The following is a 13900-nucleotide window of genomic DNA, read 5'->3' on the forward strand; positions in this document are numbered from 1 at the left end:
AGACGTGTATGGCACGGCAGACATTACACGAATAAGGAGTAGTGAAATGAAGTTGACCCTATGCTTTGCGATTGCTTCGTGTGTGACGATATCGGGAGGATCGGTGTCTACAAATCAGGACGATCCGTTGAAGGTGGAAACGGCGCAAGGTTCCGTGATCGGAGTTAGTAAAGGGGTATATTCCGAATACCTCGGTATTCCATATGCAAAGCCGCCAGTCGGCGACCTACGTTGGACTGCACCTGTCGCGCCGGAAAAACACTCTGCACAGCTCTACGCTGATCGCTTCTCGTCAAAATGCGTACAGCTCGAGGGCAAGAAGGTTATCGGTTCCGAGGACTGCCTCTACCTGAACGTCTATCGCCCCGACCAAGCCGCCACTAAGAAGCTGCCTGTTCTTTTCTTCATTCACGGAGGCGGGCTGCTCACTGGCTCGGCGCAGATGGCGGACGGCGCTGCGCTGGCATCGGAAAACAACGTCATCCTCGTGACTATCAACTATCGGCTGAATGGGTTCGGATTCTTCGCGCATCCCGGGCTCAGTAACGCGGGCGGCGGCGGCTCGGGAAACTACGGTCTTCTGGACCAGCAGATGGCCATGAAATGGGTACAGGATAACATCGCGAACTTCGGAGGTGATCCCGCAAATGTCACGATATTTGGATATTCTTCCGGCGGCATATCTGTGTTCGCGCACCTTGCTTCACCTTCATCCAAGGGGTTGTTCCAGAAAGCGGTGGCACTGAGCGGCGCCTGGTACCCGAGGGGCCGTACACTAGCGCAGGCGGAGCAATCCGGCATTGCCGATGCGAAAACGTGGGGATGTGTCGGCGACGCCGCGAAGCAGCTGGGCTGTGTTCGAGAGCAATCGATCGACAGGGTCGTCGTCGCGACTACGCCGCCGGGCGAGTTCGAATTCGTACCACTGATCGACAACGTCGTGCTGACGGAAAGCCTCGAGGACGCGTTGCAAAGCGGGCGGTACAATCGAGTGCCGTTCATCACCGGCACGACGCAGAACGAGCAAAGCAGGTACATGTTCGGCAGCGAGCCAAAAACTGCGGAAAATTTCGCGGAGTCGGCCGCAGCATTCAATTCTGCGATGTCGGACCAGCCGGTCACCGCGGCTGCCATTGCTGCGGAATACCCTCTCTCGGACTACGTAAATCCGACACAGGCCTACGCTGCGACTGGCACTGATTTCACGATCGCTTGCCAGCAGCTGAAGCTCGCCGACAGCATGGTGAAACATGATCCGCGGGTATGGGTCTTCCAGTTTGCATCGAAGATCAATCCGCCGCCGCCATTCGAGGTTCCGGCCTGGTACGGTGACATCGGCAACTATCATGCTGTCGATCACGACTACTGGTTCAGCAATTTCTCGTCGCCGGTTTCCGCGAACATCCTCGACCTTTCCGCCAAGATGCGTGCCTATCTCACAAGCTTCGCGGCCGACGGCGATCCCAACGACGGCAAACTCCCTTTATGGAAACCTCTTCCGGAGTCGTCGCAGTCAGTCATGAATTTTGCCACCCCGCTCGACCCGAACTGGAACGCACGCAAAGAGCATCACTGCGAATTCTGGAACGGATACAATCTCAACCTGTGATTGGCGCAATCGCGAGTTTATTCGAAGCGGAGAGTTGAAAGCATCGGGCAACCGATCGCATGTTTCCGGATGTCGCCATCGTCCCTTCCATCAAGTGTCTTCGTGATCTCTGTTCTGTGGGCAGTCGAAGACGCTGACTTTGTCGTGGCTATTGCCTGGCCCTATCGTTTCAGCGAGCTAAAGAGAGCTGACCGAGGCTTTCAATTGAGTTAAGTAGCAATTTTCAAATGTGAAATTGACGATTGCATAATATAGCTTATGGAACCTGATATCTTTTCTCTGACCGGCTCGCCTGTCGTAACACCATACACGATCCAGCTCATTTCGGCGAGACGTCAGCAGGCGCCTTTGGATTTCGGCTCGACGGACGTTCATAAGACGGCTCATGTGCCGTTTACGGGTTCCTTTCCGCCTCTTTCCGATGAAACCGGTTCTCACCGACACAGGCGCTCATGTCCCTGCGCCGGAAGTAGATCGCCCGCCCGCAGCGAAGCGGCGGATTGCCTGCCGTGAAGACGATCTGCTCGTCGGCGCGCATCTGCATGACCTCGTGCGGCAGGATCAGCGGACGGCGCGACAGCTGCTTCGAACGCGTCCGCGACGAGCCGCCCATCTTGGAGCTTCGGCTGATCTGGTCGACCTCGATCGTGGTGTCACCGCATCGCTTCGAGATGTAGTCGGCGGTCTCGGGATCGTTGATCGCAGCGAACGACATCCAGGAGACGGATTCAAACCATTTCGAGCTGGCGTCGCGGCCGCCATAAGCCTCGCGCATCTGGCCGATCGACTGGAAGAGCATCACCAGCGTGATGCCGTATTTGCGCCCGGCGTCTCGTGCGGTCTCGAGGATGCGGAGATAGCCAAGACGGGCGACCTCGTCGAGGAGGAAGAGGGTGCGATCGCGCACCGCACCGTTGCGGTTGTAGATCGCGTTGAGGAAGGAGCCGATGATGACGCGTGCGAGCCCCGGATGGTTCTCCAGCGTTTTCAGGTCGAGATTGATGAATACGTCGATGCCGCCCGTCGCTAACTCCTCGGTGGTGAAGCTGGAGCCGGAGACGATGGCTGCATAGTTGGCATAGCTCAGCCAGTGAGTCTCCTTCACGGCATTGGCGTAGACCCCGGAAAAAGTCTCGGGCGTCATCGCGATGAACGGCGCGACATTCTCTTTCACGAAGTCGGATTCAGAGCTGTCGTAGATCGCTTGGAGACGGCCGCGAAGTTTTGGCTCCGGCTCGGCGAGGTTCGCGCGGACCTGCCGCAGGTGCTGGTGCTCCGGCTCGGTGTGCCCGGAGAGACACACGTCGGCGATGAGCGCCGTCAGAAGCTGCAAGGCGGAGGCGCGGAAGAAGTCGTCATGGGCAGAGCCAGCCCTCGGCATGTCGGTGATGATCCAGGAGGCGACGCTCGCGATATCCTCTTCCTTGGTGCCGCCATGACGCCCGATCCAATCGAGCGCGTTGAAACCGATCTCGGGCGACTTGGGATCGAGGACGAAGACGCCGCGGCCCGCGGCGCGGCGATGCGCCGAGACCATTGGCGCTACTTCGTTCGAGGGATCGAGCGCGACGAGGGCCGATCCCCATTTGAGCGCGGTCGGGATCGTGACGGAGGTCGTCTTAAAGCCACCGGAGCCGGCGAAGACGATGCCGTGGGTCGAGCCGAAAGCGCCGTCGAAGCAGAGGAGGGAAGCGCGTCCGCCACCGCCCCATGTGTCGCGATCGTCCGCACGAAACGATCGGTTCGCCACGCTGTCCTTGTCGACGCGGGACCGCTCACCGACGACGATGCCGCCCGCGTCGGGCAAGAGCCGACCCGCATCCGTCATGCTCATCCAGTCGGATTCGCCATGGACCGCGCGTTTGCCGCGAAGACGCCGCGGTCGCGGCTCGGCGAAGGCTGCATTGCCCTTGAGGGCGACGCGCAGTGCAAACACCCCGCAGAGAAGCGCGACCGCGCCGCCGCCCACCGTCGCGGGATCGACATAGCCGATGATCTGTTCTCCTGCCGGCAGTCGATCGGTGAAGGCGTGAACCCGTGCGGCTTCGCGCATCGTGGCGAGGACGACGATGGCGCTGGACCCGAGGAAAGCTCCCCATCCTGCTGCGCGGATCGCAACAGACCCGGCACAGGCAAAAAGGAAGACGAACCCGATAGCTCCGCCGGCGATGTAGGGCAAGGCGATGCCGATCTGCCCGAAAGTTCGCTGAGCCGTCGTCGTCGATCCGAAGGCGGCTAGAGTGCTTTCCATCCCGGTGAAGCCGACGCAGGCCCCGACCATCATCACCGGCGGTGCGACCAGCAGCGCGAGCCTACTCGGCTTCATCGCCGAACACCTTTGCGCCGATTGCCGTCAGACGATCACGTTCCTCGCCATTCCCCTTCAGCCGCCCAGCGGCGTCGATCAGGAGTCCGAGGAGCAGCGCACGCTTTTCGTAGCGCAGACCCGCCTTCACAATGAGACCGCCGAGCTGGATTTTCTCGCGGGTGTCCTTCTTCCGGTCGTCGCTCTGGCTCGATCGGTGCATTCGCTCAAGCCTCAGCAATTGGGCCCGGAGGCGGGCCAGACGGGACCGTCGCGGTGGCTGACGGCTTGGCAGTCTTTCCATTTCCACCCTGTTGATTTCCACCCGGAACTGACCCGGGACAGCGCCTGATTTCCACTGAGATTTGACCCATGTGACCTTTCCCCGAGCGCGGCGAGCGAGGGGACAATGGAGTGATCTACATGGGACTTTTGAACGTCATCCGCCGCTTGGCTTTGCGAGAGAAGCTACCGATCCGAGAGATAGCCAGGCGGACCGGGCTCTCGCGGAACACCATCAAGAAGTATCTGAAGGCCGGCACGATCGAGCCGAAGTTCTCGGTGCCGGAGCGGCCGAGCAAGCTCGACCCGTTCTCCGACAAGCTTGCAGCCTGGCTGAAGGCCGAAGCATCAAAGTCACGTAAGCAGCGCCGGCCTTTGACGCACTTGCATGCAGATCTCGTCGCTCTCGGGTTCACCGGTTCCTACAACCGTGTGGCCGCGTTCGCCCGCGAATGGCTTGCGGAGCGGCAGCGCGAGCAGCAAACGACAGGGCGCGGCATCTTCGTTCCCCTGTCTTTCCGCCCCGGCGAAGCCTTCCAGTTCGACTGGAGCGAGGACCATGCGGTGATCGGCGGCGACCGCACCAGGCTTCAGGTCGCGCATATCAAGCTGGCGCACAGCCGAGTGTTCCTCGTCCGTGCCTATCTGCTCCAGACCCACGAGATGCTGTTTGACGCTCATTGGCACGCCTTCCGCGTCTTCGGCGGCGTGCCTGAGCGCGGCATCTACGACAACATGAGAACGGCGGTAGACCGCGTCGGACGCGGCAAGGAACGCCAGATCAACCTGCGTTTCCTCGCCATGACAAACCACTATGTCTTCAAGCCGGAGTTCTGCAATCCGGCCTCTGGTTGGGAGAAAGGGCAAGTCGAGAAGAACGTGCAGGATGCGCGGCCGCGTCTGTGGCAGCCGATGCCGAACTTTCCCGATCTCGCCACGCTGAATGCCTGGCTCGAGCAGCGTTGTCTGGAGCTCTGGCGGGAGATCCCACATGGCCGTCTTGCCGGGACCGTCGCCGATGTCTGGGCCGAAGAGCAGCCCACCTTGATGTCGCTACCGCCTGCCTTCGACGGGTTCGTCGAGCAGAGCAAGCGCGTCTCGCCTACTTGCCTGATCAGCTTCGAACGCAACCGCTACAGCGTGCCGGCTTCTTTTGCGAACAGGCCCGTCAGCCTCCGTGTCTACCCGGATCGTCTGGTCATTGCGGCCGAGGGGCAAATCTTGTGCGAGCATGAACGGCGGATCGAGCGATCGCATCATCTGCCGCCGCGAACGATCTACGACTGGCATCATTATCTGGCGGTGATCCAGCGCAAGCCCGGCGCGCTGCGCAACGGTGCTCCTTTCGCTGAACTGCCGTCAGGCTTCCGGCGATTGCAGGATCAGATGTTGCGACGGCCCGGTGGCGATCGCGAGATGGTCGATATCCTTGCCCTGGTCCTGCACCATGATGAGCAGGCGGTGCTGGCCGCAGTGGAGCTGGCACTGTCAGAGGGGGTCGCCACCAAGACCCACGTGCTCAACATCCTGCACCGTCTGATCGACGGAAAGACGATCGACGGCCCGGCCATCGACACGCCGCAAACGCTGCTGCTGCGCCGAGAGCCCAAGGCCAATGTCGAGCGCTACGACGATTTGCGCGCCCGCAGGAGTGGAGGCCGCCATGCGTCATGATCCCGCCAGCGGCGCCGTCGTCATCATGCTGCGCAGCCTCAAGATGTATGGCATGGCCCAGGCCGTCACCGACCTGATTGAGCAAGGCGCGCCTGCCTTCGAAGCCGCCGTGCCGATCCTGACGCAGCTCCTCAAGGCCGAGATGGCGGAACGCGAGGTGCGCTCGATCGCCTATCACATGAAGGCAGCACGCTTCCCGGCCTACAAGGATCTGGCGGGCTTCGACTTCTCAGCCAGCGAGATCAACGAGGCCACGGTGCGCCAGCTCCATCGCTGCGAGTTCATCGAAGGAATGGAGAATGTCGTGCTGATCGGCGGGCCGGGCACGGGCAAAACCCATGTCGCGACCGCCCTTGGCGTTCAGGCCGTCGAGCATTATCGCCGGAAAGTTCGGTTCTTCTCGACCATCGAACTCGTCAACATGCTCGAACAGGAGAAAGCCAAGGGCAAAGCCGGCCAACTGGCCGAGACCCTCGTCCGTCTCGATCTCGTGATCCTGGACGAGCTTGGATACCTGCCATTCAGTGCCTCAGGCGGTGCGCTGCTCTTCCACCTGCTGAGCAAGCTCTACGAGCGCACCAGCGTCGTCATCACGACCAATCTGAGCTTCAGCGAATGGGCCACCGTCTTCGGCGATGCCAAGATGACCACCGCGCTGCTCGATCGCCTCACACATCGTTGCCACATCCTGGAGACTGGAAATGACAGCTTCCGCTTCAGAGCCAGCACCGACGCCGCCTGGACTTGCCCCCTTTTAGTGGAGAGCGTTTTGATTACGCGGCGGCCAGTCGTTCGAACTGGACGGGGCTGATGAAGTCGAGCGCGGAATGGCGCCGGACGGGGTTGTAGAAGCTGTCGATGTAGCGGCCGATGGCCGCCTTCGCCTCGGTCCTGGTCTGGAAGACGGTGCGCCAGACCAGCTCGGATTTCAACGTCTTGAAGAAGGTCTCGACCATCGCATTATCATAGCAGTTGCCCTTGCCGGACATCGAGATCAGCACGTCGTACCTGCGTAGCTCGGCCTGATAGTCGATCGAGCAATATTGGCTGCCGCGGTCAGAATGATGGATCAGGCCGGTTTTCGGGCGGCGCAGGACGAGGGCCTTGCGGAGCGCCTCGAGAGCCAACTCCTTGTGTAGACGATCGCTGACGGCCCAGCCGACGACGCGCCGGGCGAACAGGTCGATGACGACGGCGAGATACAGCCAGCCCTCTCGCGTCCAAACATAGGAGATGTCGGCTCCCCACTTCTCGTCCCGGCGTTCGGTCGCGAAGTCCTGATCAAGGAGGTTCGGCGCGATCGGGAAGGCGTGCAGGCTGTCCGTCGTTCGCTTGAACCGCCGCTTCTGCCGGGCCTTGAGGCCGTTCTCGCGCATCAGGCGCGCTGTCCGACGGCGCCCGATAGCGATCCCCTCGGCCTGGAGTTCATGCCGCATGCGAGGACTCCCATAGGTGCCGTTCGACAACCGAAACGCCGAGCGGACATGCGCCAGAAGCACCATGTCGCGCTGCTGCCGGCGGCAGGCCGGTCGATCCTTCCATGCAAAATAGCCGCTCGAGCTGACGCCGAGGACCTTGCAGAGACGCTGGACGGGGAATTCTTCTTTCGCCGCATCGATGAGTTCGAACCTCACCGACTTCCCTCCCGGGCGAAAAAAGCCATCGCCTTCTTCAGGATGCCACGCTCCTGACGAAGGATCTCATTCTCCCGCCGCAGCCGCTTCATCTCCGCAGCCATGTCCTCGACGCGGTCGGGAGGCGGGCTTTCTATCAAGGCGTCGCGCCGCTTGTCGATCCAGCGCCGCAGTGTCGATAGCCCAACGCCAAGGTCCTCCGCGATCTCGCGCTGCGTCCGGCCGCTCGTCTCAACCAGACGGACGGCTTCCTCCTCGAATTCCTTCGTAAATCGTCGCTGTGTCTTCGCCATGGAGTTCCTCATGCCTCATTGAGAACTCTCCACTTTTCCGGGGCAAGTCCAGCCACCCGCAAGAGGAAGGAAAGCGCACATGCCTTGACCCACACATGACCCACTCAGCATAACTCAGAGCCGGGTCAATTCTCGATGGAAAACCCGGGTCAGTTCCGGGTGGAAATCAACAGACAGCCGCTCGATCGTTCCGACCTTCGCCGCACCGATGCCGAGGGCAGGCAGCTTGTCGCCTTTCCGAGCGGCGCCGTTCCTGCCGGCCACCTGTTCCTTCACTCGGCATTTGGAGGCTCGTATGACTCCCGCTACTTCGGGCCGATCCCGACCGACGGTCTCCGCGGCCTCGCTCGGCCGATCCTCACAATGGTTCGCTGAGTTGCTGCGGTCCGTATCCCTTGTCATCGGTGCGTCGCTTGTTGGCGCGATCGCCTGGAGTGGAAATCCGCTGACGCTTCCGCTGGCGTTGTTGTTCCCAGCGCTGTGGGCGTTCGCACCGTCGCGGACCTGCGCTGCTGCGGTTTCGATGGCCTATTTCCTCGCGGCATCGCGGGGTCTGCCGCAAGGCGTCGCAAATTTCTACGGCACGCAATTCGGCCTCGGCTTGGCGCTCTGGCTCGCCGCATCCCTGACCTTTGTCGCTGTCCACACCGCGCTCTGGACGAAACGGCCGGGATGTGGGCGGCCACACCGCTATGCGCTGGCGGCCATCCTGATGAGCGTCCCGCCCTTCGGCATTGTCGGCTGGGCCCATCCGATCACGGCGGCCGGGATGGTGTTTCCTGGCTCGGGTTGGGGCGGCCTCGCAGCCACCGCGATCCTAATGCTTGTCATGACGACGAGACGCTGGCCAGTCGCTGCCATGATCATCGCAGGCTTGGCTGTCTGGTCGGACGTGAATTGGACGAAGTCGGACGCGCCGAATGGGTGGATCGGCCTCGATACCCACTTAGGAAATACTGCGGCGGACACCGCCGGTTACGCCAGGCAAGTCGAGACGATCCGCCTCGCGAAGGCAGCGGCCACGGGCAACGCCAGCGTTGTCGTCCTGCCCGAGAGCGCCGCGGGCCTTTGGACATCGACGGTCGAAAACCTTTGGAAAGAAGCATTCGCAGGAAACGAACTCACAGTTATTGCCGGAGCCGCCATCGTCGATCCTGCCGGCTACGATAACGTCATGCTGACGATCACGGCCAGTCGCGCCGACATCCTCTATCGCGAGCGAATGCCGGTGCCGGTCTCGATGTGGCAGCCTTGGCGCAGATGGATGGGAAAAGCGGGCGGAGCGCGAGCCCATGTGTTCGCCAACCCGATTGCATCGATCGGGCGTCGTCGCGTCGCGCCGCTCATCTGCTACGAGCAACTGCTTGTCTGGCCGTTCCTCCAGTCGATGCTCCACGCGCCGGACGTCATCGTCGCGACCGGCAACGGCTGGTGGACCTCGGGCACGTCCATTGCCGAAATCCAGCGGGCGAACACGCAGGCCTTTGCGCGGCTGTTCGATTTGCCCTTGGTAATGGCGTTCAACCGCTGAAGGACATCATCATGATCGACGCGGCCCTCATCCACGAATGCTCCGATTCCGCGCTGCCGCCTGCGATCGTGGAAAAATTTGTCGCAGCGGCCGGTTCTCTCGACCCGCTGGCCATCTCTGTCCGGGCCGGCAATCGAGTGATCCTCGTGCCCGCGCCGAAGACCGCGGCCGAGGCGTTGGATCTTGTCCGGCACTATGTCGGATATGCCGTCGTGCGCGTCGGGGTCACGCAATATCCCGCCGGCTTCGGCATCTCGGAGGCATCGGAGGTCTCGCCGGATCTCGTCGATGCCTGCGCCAATGTCCGCCTCGGGACGGCGCTGTTCGGCAAGGTCTACCGGATCGTCGAAATGAGATCGGAAGCATCGCCCGAAACGGTGTTCGAGCATGCCGCTGTTGCTTGGCGGACCGGCTCCTATCGAGGCAAGGCGGTGTTTACTGGAACCGACCCGGTAGAACCTGACGGTAAATCCGAGAACGATGATGCCCACGCGAGCACCGCGCCAGAAGATCAACCCTTGCCTCACGATCGAGAACGCGACCTCAAGGCTGTCGGCGAAGTGCTCCTTGACGGAGACGATGCAAACAGCGCGGGTATCCGCATCAACCTCTCGGGAATTGGCGTCGGCGAATGACGCGTGGCCGGATCAGGTCACCAGGTTCGGCGATCTACTGTATGGATCACTCCTCTGAATCACGCTGCCGCGCTGACATCGAACTCGAAATGAATCCGATCGTAGGGAACCGTGATGCCGCCGTCTGATCTGTCGATGACGCCGGCATTGAGAAGCGTCGTGACATCCCGGTGGACGGCCTGGATGTCGCGTCCGATCCGGCGGGCGACCTCGCGGATGGCCATCGGCTCCTGTCCCGCCAAGGCCCTGACGATGGCAAGACGAGCGGGCGCCAGCACCCGGTGCATGTCGTCATAGCTGGCAAAATTCAGAGTCGGCGTCGCCGCAATCGGATCGCCCTTCAGGGCATCCGCGCCGGCTTTGACGAACCGCGCCTTGGCATCTGCCATTCCGCCGATCCTGACCATCAATGTCCTCATCGCATAATCCTCTCGATATCCGCCTCGAACGCTTCGAACAGCCCTTCCAGCGTGGTGAAGCAAAACGCCTCTTCCCGCCCATCGATATGACGATGATCGCCCTTGCCGCGCTCGTTGTCGTATCGCAGGACACAATCGCCACTGACGATGAGCGCCAACCGATACTTGAACGGATGAGAACTCCCTGGCACGGGAACCGGCAAATGCCACAACACGACCTCGAAGAAGGCATTCTCGCTGAGAACGGTTCGGGATTTCTCAATGAGCAACGCCTTCATGTTGTTATCAATAACAGCGGATTGCCTGTTGTCAATGATAACAACGCATCGAGGTGGAGCCGTCGCCAACTATTCAAATGAGCTGCTTCTGCAAAGCGATCCGGACGGCATGCTGAAGATTGCAAGCGCCGAGTTTGTAACGAGCGGCGTTTAGATGAAACTGCACCGTCCGCGGGCTGAGGCCGAGAATATCGGCAATGACGTTCATTGGTTTGCCATGCGAGGACCAGCTGAGGCACGTCGCTTCCTGCGGTGAGAGCGCAATCTCGGGCGTTACCAACGCCGAGGCGGCAATGAGATTGAGATGGATGTGAACATAGGCAACCGAAAGCGCGGCCTGGATTGGGTCTTGAAGCGCGTCGATGTCCGCGCGCGTTTCGTTCGAGGCGAGCGTCAGCATCGCCGTGCGGCCGAAACTCGTGCGGATTGGTATCGACAGTCCAGATCGAATTCCGAACTTGATCGATTCTTTATAAAAGTGCCGGATCTCGGCCGGTTCTCTCCGTGCCGTCCCATCTTCAGCTGACCAAGCAAAGCACCGTCGCGATCGCTTGGCGGTTGTCACGACGGGATCGATTCTGACATAGGCGTTCTGCAGATATTGGGTCTGCCATTCGGCCGGGTAGTCGGTCAGCGCCGAGGTTTCCGTCGAATTGACATGGAGGTACGAATATCGCTCGAAACCACAAAGCGTGCAAAAACTCTTGAGGGCGTTGCGGACGGCGCGCTCTTCGCGCGCGTTGTCGATGGCATCGATCAAGGCCTGAAACTTTTCGTCCAACGTGGTTTCTCCGGCATTCTTGGCAGTACACCGCATGGGGGCGGCAGATCACGTTTCTCCTCGGAGGCCCTCTCACGTTGTAAAGGCGTCCCCGGAATCAGGACGGGCGACGTAAACGATGGCGCACGTTCCTGCAACCCAAGATAAATGGAAGAACTCTAACGTGCCAACGTTGGGGCGTGGAGGAGGCCACCGCGTTTGCCGTCTTAGAGCCCGATCCGAAAGTTGTTGAGCAATACCAGTATGTTGTGATTCAGGCCGTCTTTGCGAGGAGATGGAGTGAACGATGGCATGGTCTGGTATTGCCCGGCGCGAGCATAGCCGGGAGGGGTTGCGGTATCCAAGCGATATGACGGATCGGGAGTGGATGGTGACGGCTCCGTTTATCCCAGCCGCGAAACGCGGAGGGCGGCGCCGCTCGGCGGACATGCGCGAAGTTGTGAACGCCTTGCTCTACATCGCATCGAGCGGATGTGCATGGCGGCTGTTGCCCAAATGCTTTCCGCCGGTTTCGACGGTGCGGCGCTATTTTTACGCGTGGCGCGATGCCGGTCTGTTCGATGCGATCAACATGGCGCTGGTCATGAGCCTGCGCGAAATCGAAGGACGCGAAGCCTCGCCCAGTGCCGGTGTCATCGATAGCCAGTCGGTCAAAACCACGGAAAGCGGCGGGATTTGCGGCTATGACGCCGGCAAGAAGATCAAGGGCCGCAAGCGCCATATCCTCACCGACACCTGCGGCTTCCTGGTCATGATTCTCGTGCATGCCGCCGATATTCAAGACCGGGACGGCGCCGTCGATGTGCTCAAGGCGATACGCCGGCGTTTCCCGTGGCTGCGCCATGTCTTCGCCGATGGCGGTTACGCCGGGCAGAAACTGCGCGACGCGATCGCCCGCCATGGCGACTGGACCATCGAGATCATCAAGCGATCAGATGTCGCCAAAGGCTTCGAGATCCTGCCTCGACGGTGGGTCGTCGAGCGCACTTTCGCGTGGCTCGGACGATGCCGCCGCCTCGCAAAAGACTGGGAAACTTCCGTCTCCTCTTCAACCGCATGGGCGCTGATCGCCTCCATCCGCATGCTTACCCGGCGAACCGCAAGATATTGCTACGCTTGAGAAACTTCTGAATCGGGCTCTTAGAGCCTATTCTCTGTACGCGCTTGGAAAAACGATGTCCTGATCAACGAGGACGTTGAACCGATAGCCTGGCCGTATTTCCAGCGTCGGCTGAACATCGAGGTTCTTGGAGATGATCCGCTCCGCAACCCGCCCGAACGTTTCGGCAAAATTCCGCCGCGCCGCATCCGAAGAAGTGTCCTGCGTTGCCAGTGTCGAGCTTTCGGGCACGGCCATGTCGATGCCCGCGCCGATGACGGCGAGAAGCGCAGCCGAGCCGAAGGTCTTGAAGTAGTGGTTGTCGACCTTGTCGCTGAAGCCACTATCACCCGCGGCATCCGTCCCGGCCATGCCGCCGAGCTGCAGCGTCGAGCCGTTGGGGAAAATGATGTCGGTCCAGACGATAAGGACACGGCTCTGACCGAAGACGACCTTGGAATCGTAGCGGCCGAATAATTTCGTTCCTTGCGGCACAAGCAGCCGGTGGCCGGTCGCGCTGTCGAAGACGTTCTGGCTGACCTGCGCGGTGATGCGGCCCGGCAAGTCGGAGTTGATTCCAGTGACGAGGGTTGCTGGAATAACCGAGCCGCGCTTCAGCTCGAAGGGCGAGACCTGCTGTACGACGCCGTTCGGCAAGTAGCCGAGGTCCTTGAGATCCTGATTCAGGAAGTCCTCTTTCGCCGCTTGCTTGTTCTGGTCGGCGGTCTGCCCGCCAAGGCCGGCCCTCAAGGCTGCCGAATAGAGGTCGGTGGCGCCTCCTTGCCTTTCGCCAACAGAGCCGGCACCTGCGCCCTCCCCTGTGTCCGGCGACGTTGAGCCGACATCGACGCCGAGCGGTGAATCGTAGGCTGCTGCGTTCGCCTGAAGCCGAGCCATTTGCTGGCGGTGCCGCTCCCGCAGAAGCTGCTCGCGCTGCTCACGATCGAGACGTGCCCGCCAGACAGCCTCCGGCTCGAGATCCGATGCCGACGAATTTGCGGCCGCCGGCGGCGGCTGATCTCGTGCGGAAGGCGGCGACTGCGGAAGCGGCTCGTTTGTCGTCACTGCAGGGGGCGCCGGCTGAAACGTCTGGGCTTCCGCCGGATCGCCGATGATGCCGTCGCCGATGCCGCGTTTGAGCTGATCCGCATAGGTCGAGGCGGGATTGCCGCCCGAGCCGGCGCCCATTCCAGGATCGCCCTGGAAATACAGCTCTCGCGAGCTCAGCCCATAGATGATCACCGCGAAAAACAGCACCACGAGAACGATCGCGATGATGATCGGCAGCCGGTTCAGGCGACGGATCTTCGGAGACGAGTTGTCGTTCTGACCGCCGAGCTTCAGCGATTGAGCCATATCC

At 61.2% G+C, this 13900-nt stretch carries 14 protein-coding genes; 7 read left to right on the forward strand and 7 right to left on the reverse strand.

From position 1 onward, the window contains the following. The first annotated feature begins 46 nt into the window (after window positions 1-46). Window positions 47-1609: a carboxylesterase family protein gene (locus Sa4125_RS23665; protein WP_224008503.1), complete on the forward strand. Its 1563-nt coding sequence runs from the start codon at window positions 47-49 to the stop codon at window positions 1607-1609. Window positions 1610-2003: 394 nt separating this feature from the next. Here Sa4125_RS23665 and traG read toward each other — a convergent pair whose 3' ends face one another. Together traG and Sa4125_RS23675 are read right to left on the reverse strand one after the other, a co-directional pair. Further along, window positions 2004-3935 carry a Ti-type conjugative transfer system protein TraG gene (gene traG / locus Sa4125_RS23670; RefSeq protein WP_224008506.1) on the reverse strand — a complete coding sequence of 644 codons (1932 nt, stop codon included), beginning with the start codon at window positions 3933-3935 and terminating at the stop codon, window positions 2004-2006. Further along, the gene (locus tag Sa4125_RS23675) at window positions 3922-4137 is read right to left on the reverse strand and encodes a type IV conjugative transfer system coupling protein TraD (RefSeq protein ID WP_224008582.1); all 216 of its coding nucleotides are present in this window, start codon (window positions 4135-4137) and stop codon (window positions 3922-3924) included. The genes traG and Sa4125_RS23675 overlap by 14 nt, the downstream gene beginning before the upstream one ends. Before the next feature lie 200 nt (window positions 4138-4337). Here Sa4125_RS23675 and istA point away from each other — a divergent pair, with 200 nt between their 5' ends. Together istA and istB are read left to right on the forward strand one after the other, a co-directional pair. Next, a complete protein-coding gene (gene istA, locus Sa4125_RS23680) occupies window positions 4338-5870 on the forward strand; it encodes an IS21 family transposase (protein ID WP_223998973.1) in 1533 nt (510 codons plus the stop codon). Then, window positions 5860-6681 carry an IS21-like element helper ATPase IstB gene (gene istB, locus Sa4125_RS23685; protein ID WP_224008509.1) on the forward strand — a complete coding sequence of 274 codons (822 nt, stop codon included), beginning with the start codon at window positions 5860-5862 and terminating at the stop codon, window positions 6679-6681. The genes istA and istB overlap by 11 nt, the downstream gene beginning before the upstream one ends. Here istB and Sa4125_RS23690 read toward each other — a convergent pair. Next, a protein-coding gene (locus tag Sa4125_RS23690) for an IS3 family transposase (RefSeq protein WP_223999062.1) occupies window positions 6644-7797 on the reverse strand; the annotation gives its coding sequence in 2 pieces (ribosomal slippage) (window positions 6644-7533 and window positions 7533-7797; 1155 coding nt in all). The genes istB and Sa4125_RS23690 overlap by 38 nt on opposite strands. 135 nt (window positions 7798-7932) lie before the next feature. Between Sa4125_RS23690 and Sa4125_RS23695 the strand changes: the two genes are divergently transcribed. Genes Sa4125_RS23695 through Sa4125_RS23705 form a run of 3 tightly spaced genes read left to right on the forward strand, consistent with a single transcriptional unit; the run spans window position 7933 to window position 9963 of the window. Continuing rightward, a complete protein-coding gene (locus Sa4125_RS23695) occupies window positions 7933-8172 on the forward strand; it encodes a S26 family signal peptidase (protein WP_224008512.1) in 240 nt (79 codons plus the stop codon). Window position 8173: 1 nt separating this feature from the next. Continuing rightward, the gene (locus Sa4125_RS23700; RefSeq protein WP_224008515.1) at window positions 8174-9328 is read left to right on the forward strand and encodes a conjugal transfer protein TraB; all 1155 of its coding nucleotides are present in this window, start codon (window positions 8174-8176) and stop codon (window positions 9326-9328) included. 11 nt (window positions 9329-9339) lie between these two features. Beyond that, window positions 9340-9963, forward strand: coding sequence for a conjugal transfer protein TraH (locus tag Sa4125_RS23705; protein WP_224008518.1), 624 nt, complete (start codon window positions 9340-9342; stop codon window positions 9961-9963). 59 nt (window positions 9964-10022) lie between these two features. Here Sa4125_RS23705 and Sa4125_RS23710 read toward each other — a convergent pair whose 3' ends face one another. From Sa4125_RS23710 to Sa4125_RS23720, 3 genes are all read right to left on the reverse strand, one after another. Continuing rightward, window positions 10023-10382 carry a helix-turn-helix domain-containing protein gene (locus Sa4125_RS23710; protein ID WP_224008521.1) on the reverse strand — a complete coding sequence of 120 codons (360 nt, stop codon included), beginning with the start codon at window positions 10380-10382 and terminating at the stop codon, window positions 10023-10025. Then, a complete protein-coding gene (locus Sa4125_RS23715) occupies window positions 10379-10660 on the reverse strand; it encodes a DUF6516 family protein (protein ID WP_224008524.1) in 282 nt (93 codons plus the stop codon). Before Sa4125_RS23715 ends, Sa4125_RS23710 begins: the two co-directional genes overlap by 4 nt. Before the next feature lie 73 nt (window positions 10661-10733). Next, window positions 10734-11441, reverse strand: coding sequence for an autoinducer binding domain-containing protein (locus tag Sa4125_RS23720; protein ID WP_224008527.1), 708 nt, complete (start codon window positions 11439-11441; stop codon window positions 10734-10736). A 286-nt stretch (window positions 11442-11727) separates the two neighbouring features. Between Sa4125_RS23720 and Sa4125_RS23725 the strand changes: the two genes are divergently transcribed. Further along, a complete protein-coding gene (locus tag Sa4125_RS23725; RefSeq protein WP_223999936.1) occupies window positions 11728-12561 on the forward strand; it encodes an IS5 family transposase in 834 nt (277 codons plus the stop codon). 27 nt (window positions 12562-12588) lie between these two features. Here the strand turns inward: Sa4125_RS23725 and trbI are convergent, their stop codons facing one another. Then, window positions 12589-13896: an IncP-type conjugal transfer protein TrbI gene (gene trbI, locus Sa4125_RS23730; RefSeq protein WP_224008530.1), complete on the reverse strand. Its 1308-nt coding sequence runs from the start codon at window positions 13894-13896 to the stop codon at window positions 12589-12591. Window positions 13897-13900: the final 4 nt, after the last annotated feature.

The sequence above is a fragment of the Aureimonas sp. SA4125 genome, assembly GCF_019973775.1.
Classification (GTDB): domain Bacteria; phylum Pseudomonadota; class Alphaproteobacteria; order Rhizobiales; family Rhizobiaceae; genus Plantimonas.

Coding starts and splice junctions, on each gene's coding strand:
- istA (WP_223998973.1), top strand. CDS start 4,338: ATGGGACTTTTGAACGTCATCCGCCGCTTGGCTTTGCGAGAGAAGCTA.
- Sa4125_RS23695 (WP_224008512.1), top strand. CDS start 7,933: ATGGAAAACCCGGGTCAGTTCCGGGTGGAAATCAACAGACAGCCGCTC.
- Sa4125_RS23665 (WP_224008503.1), top strand. CDS start 47: ATGAAGTTGACCCTATGCTTTGCGATTGCTTCGTGTGTGACGATATCG.
- istB (WP_224008509.1), top strand. CDS start 5,860: ATGCGTCATGATCCCGCCAGCGGCGCCGTCGTCATCATGCTGCGCAGC.
- Sa4125_RS23710 (WP_224008521.1), bottom strand. CDS start 10,382: ATGAGGACATTGATGGTCAGGATCGGCGGAATGGCAGATGCCAAGGCG.
- Sa4125_RS23725 (WP_223999936.1), top strand. CDS start 11,728: ATGGCATGGTCTGGTATTGCCCGGCGCGAGCATAGCCGGGAGGGGTTG.
- Sa4125_RS23675 (WP_224008582.1), bottom strand. CDS start 4,137: ATGCACCGATCGAGCCAGAGCGACGACCGGAAGAAGGACACCCGCGAG.
- trbI (WP_224008530.1), bottom strand. CDS start 13,896: ATGGCTCAATCGCTGAAGCTCGGCGGTCAGAACGACAACTCGTCTCCG.
- Sa4125_RS23715 (WP_224008524.1), bottom strand. CDS start 10,660: ATGAAGGCGTTGCTCATTGAGAAATCCCGAACCGTTCTCAGCGAGAAT.
- traG (WP_224008506.1), bottom strand. CDS start 3,935: ATGAAGCCGAGTAGGCTCGCGCTGCTGGTCGCACCGCCGGTGATGATG.
- Sa4125_RS23705 (WP_224008518.1), top strand. CDS start 9,340: ATGATCGACGCGGCCCTCATCCACGAATGCTCCGATTCCGCGCTGCCG.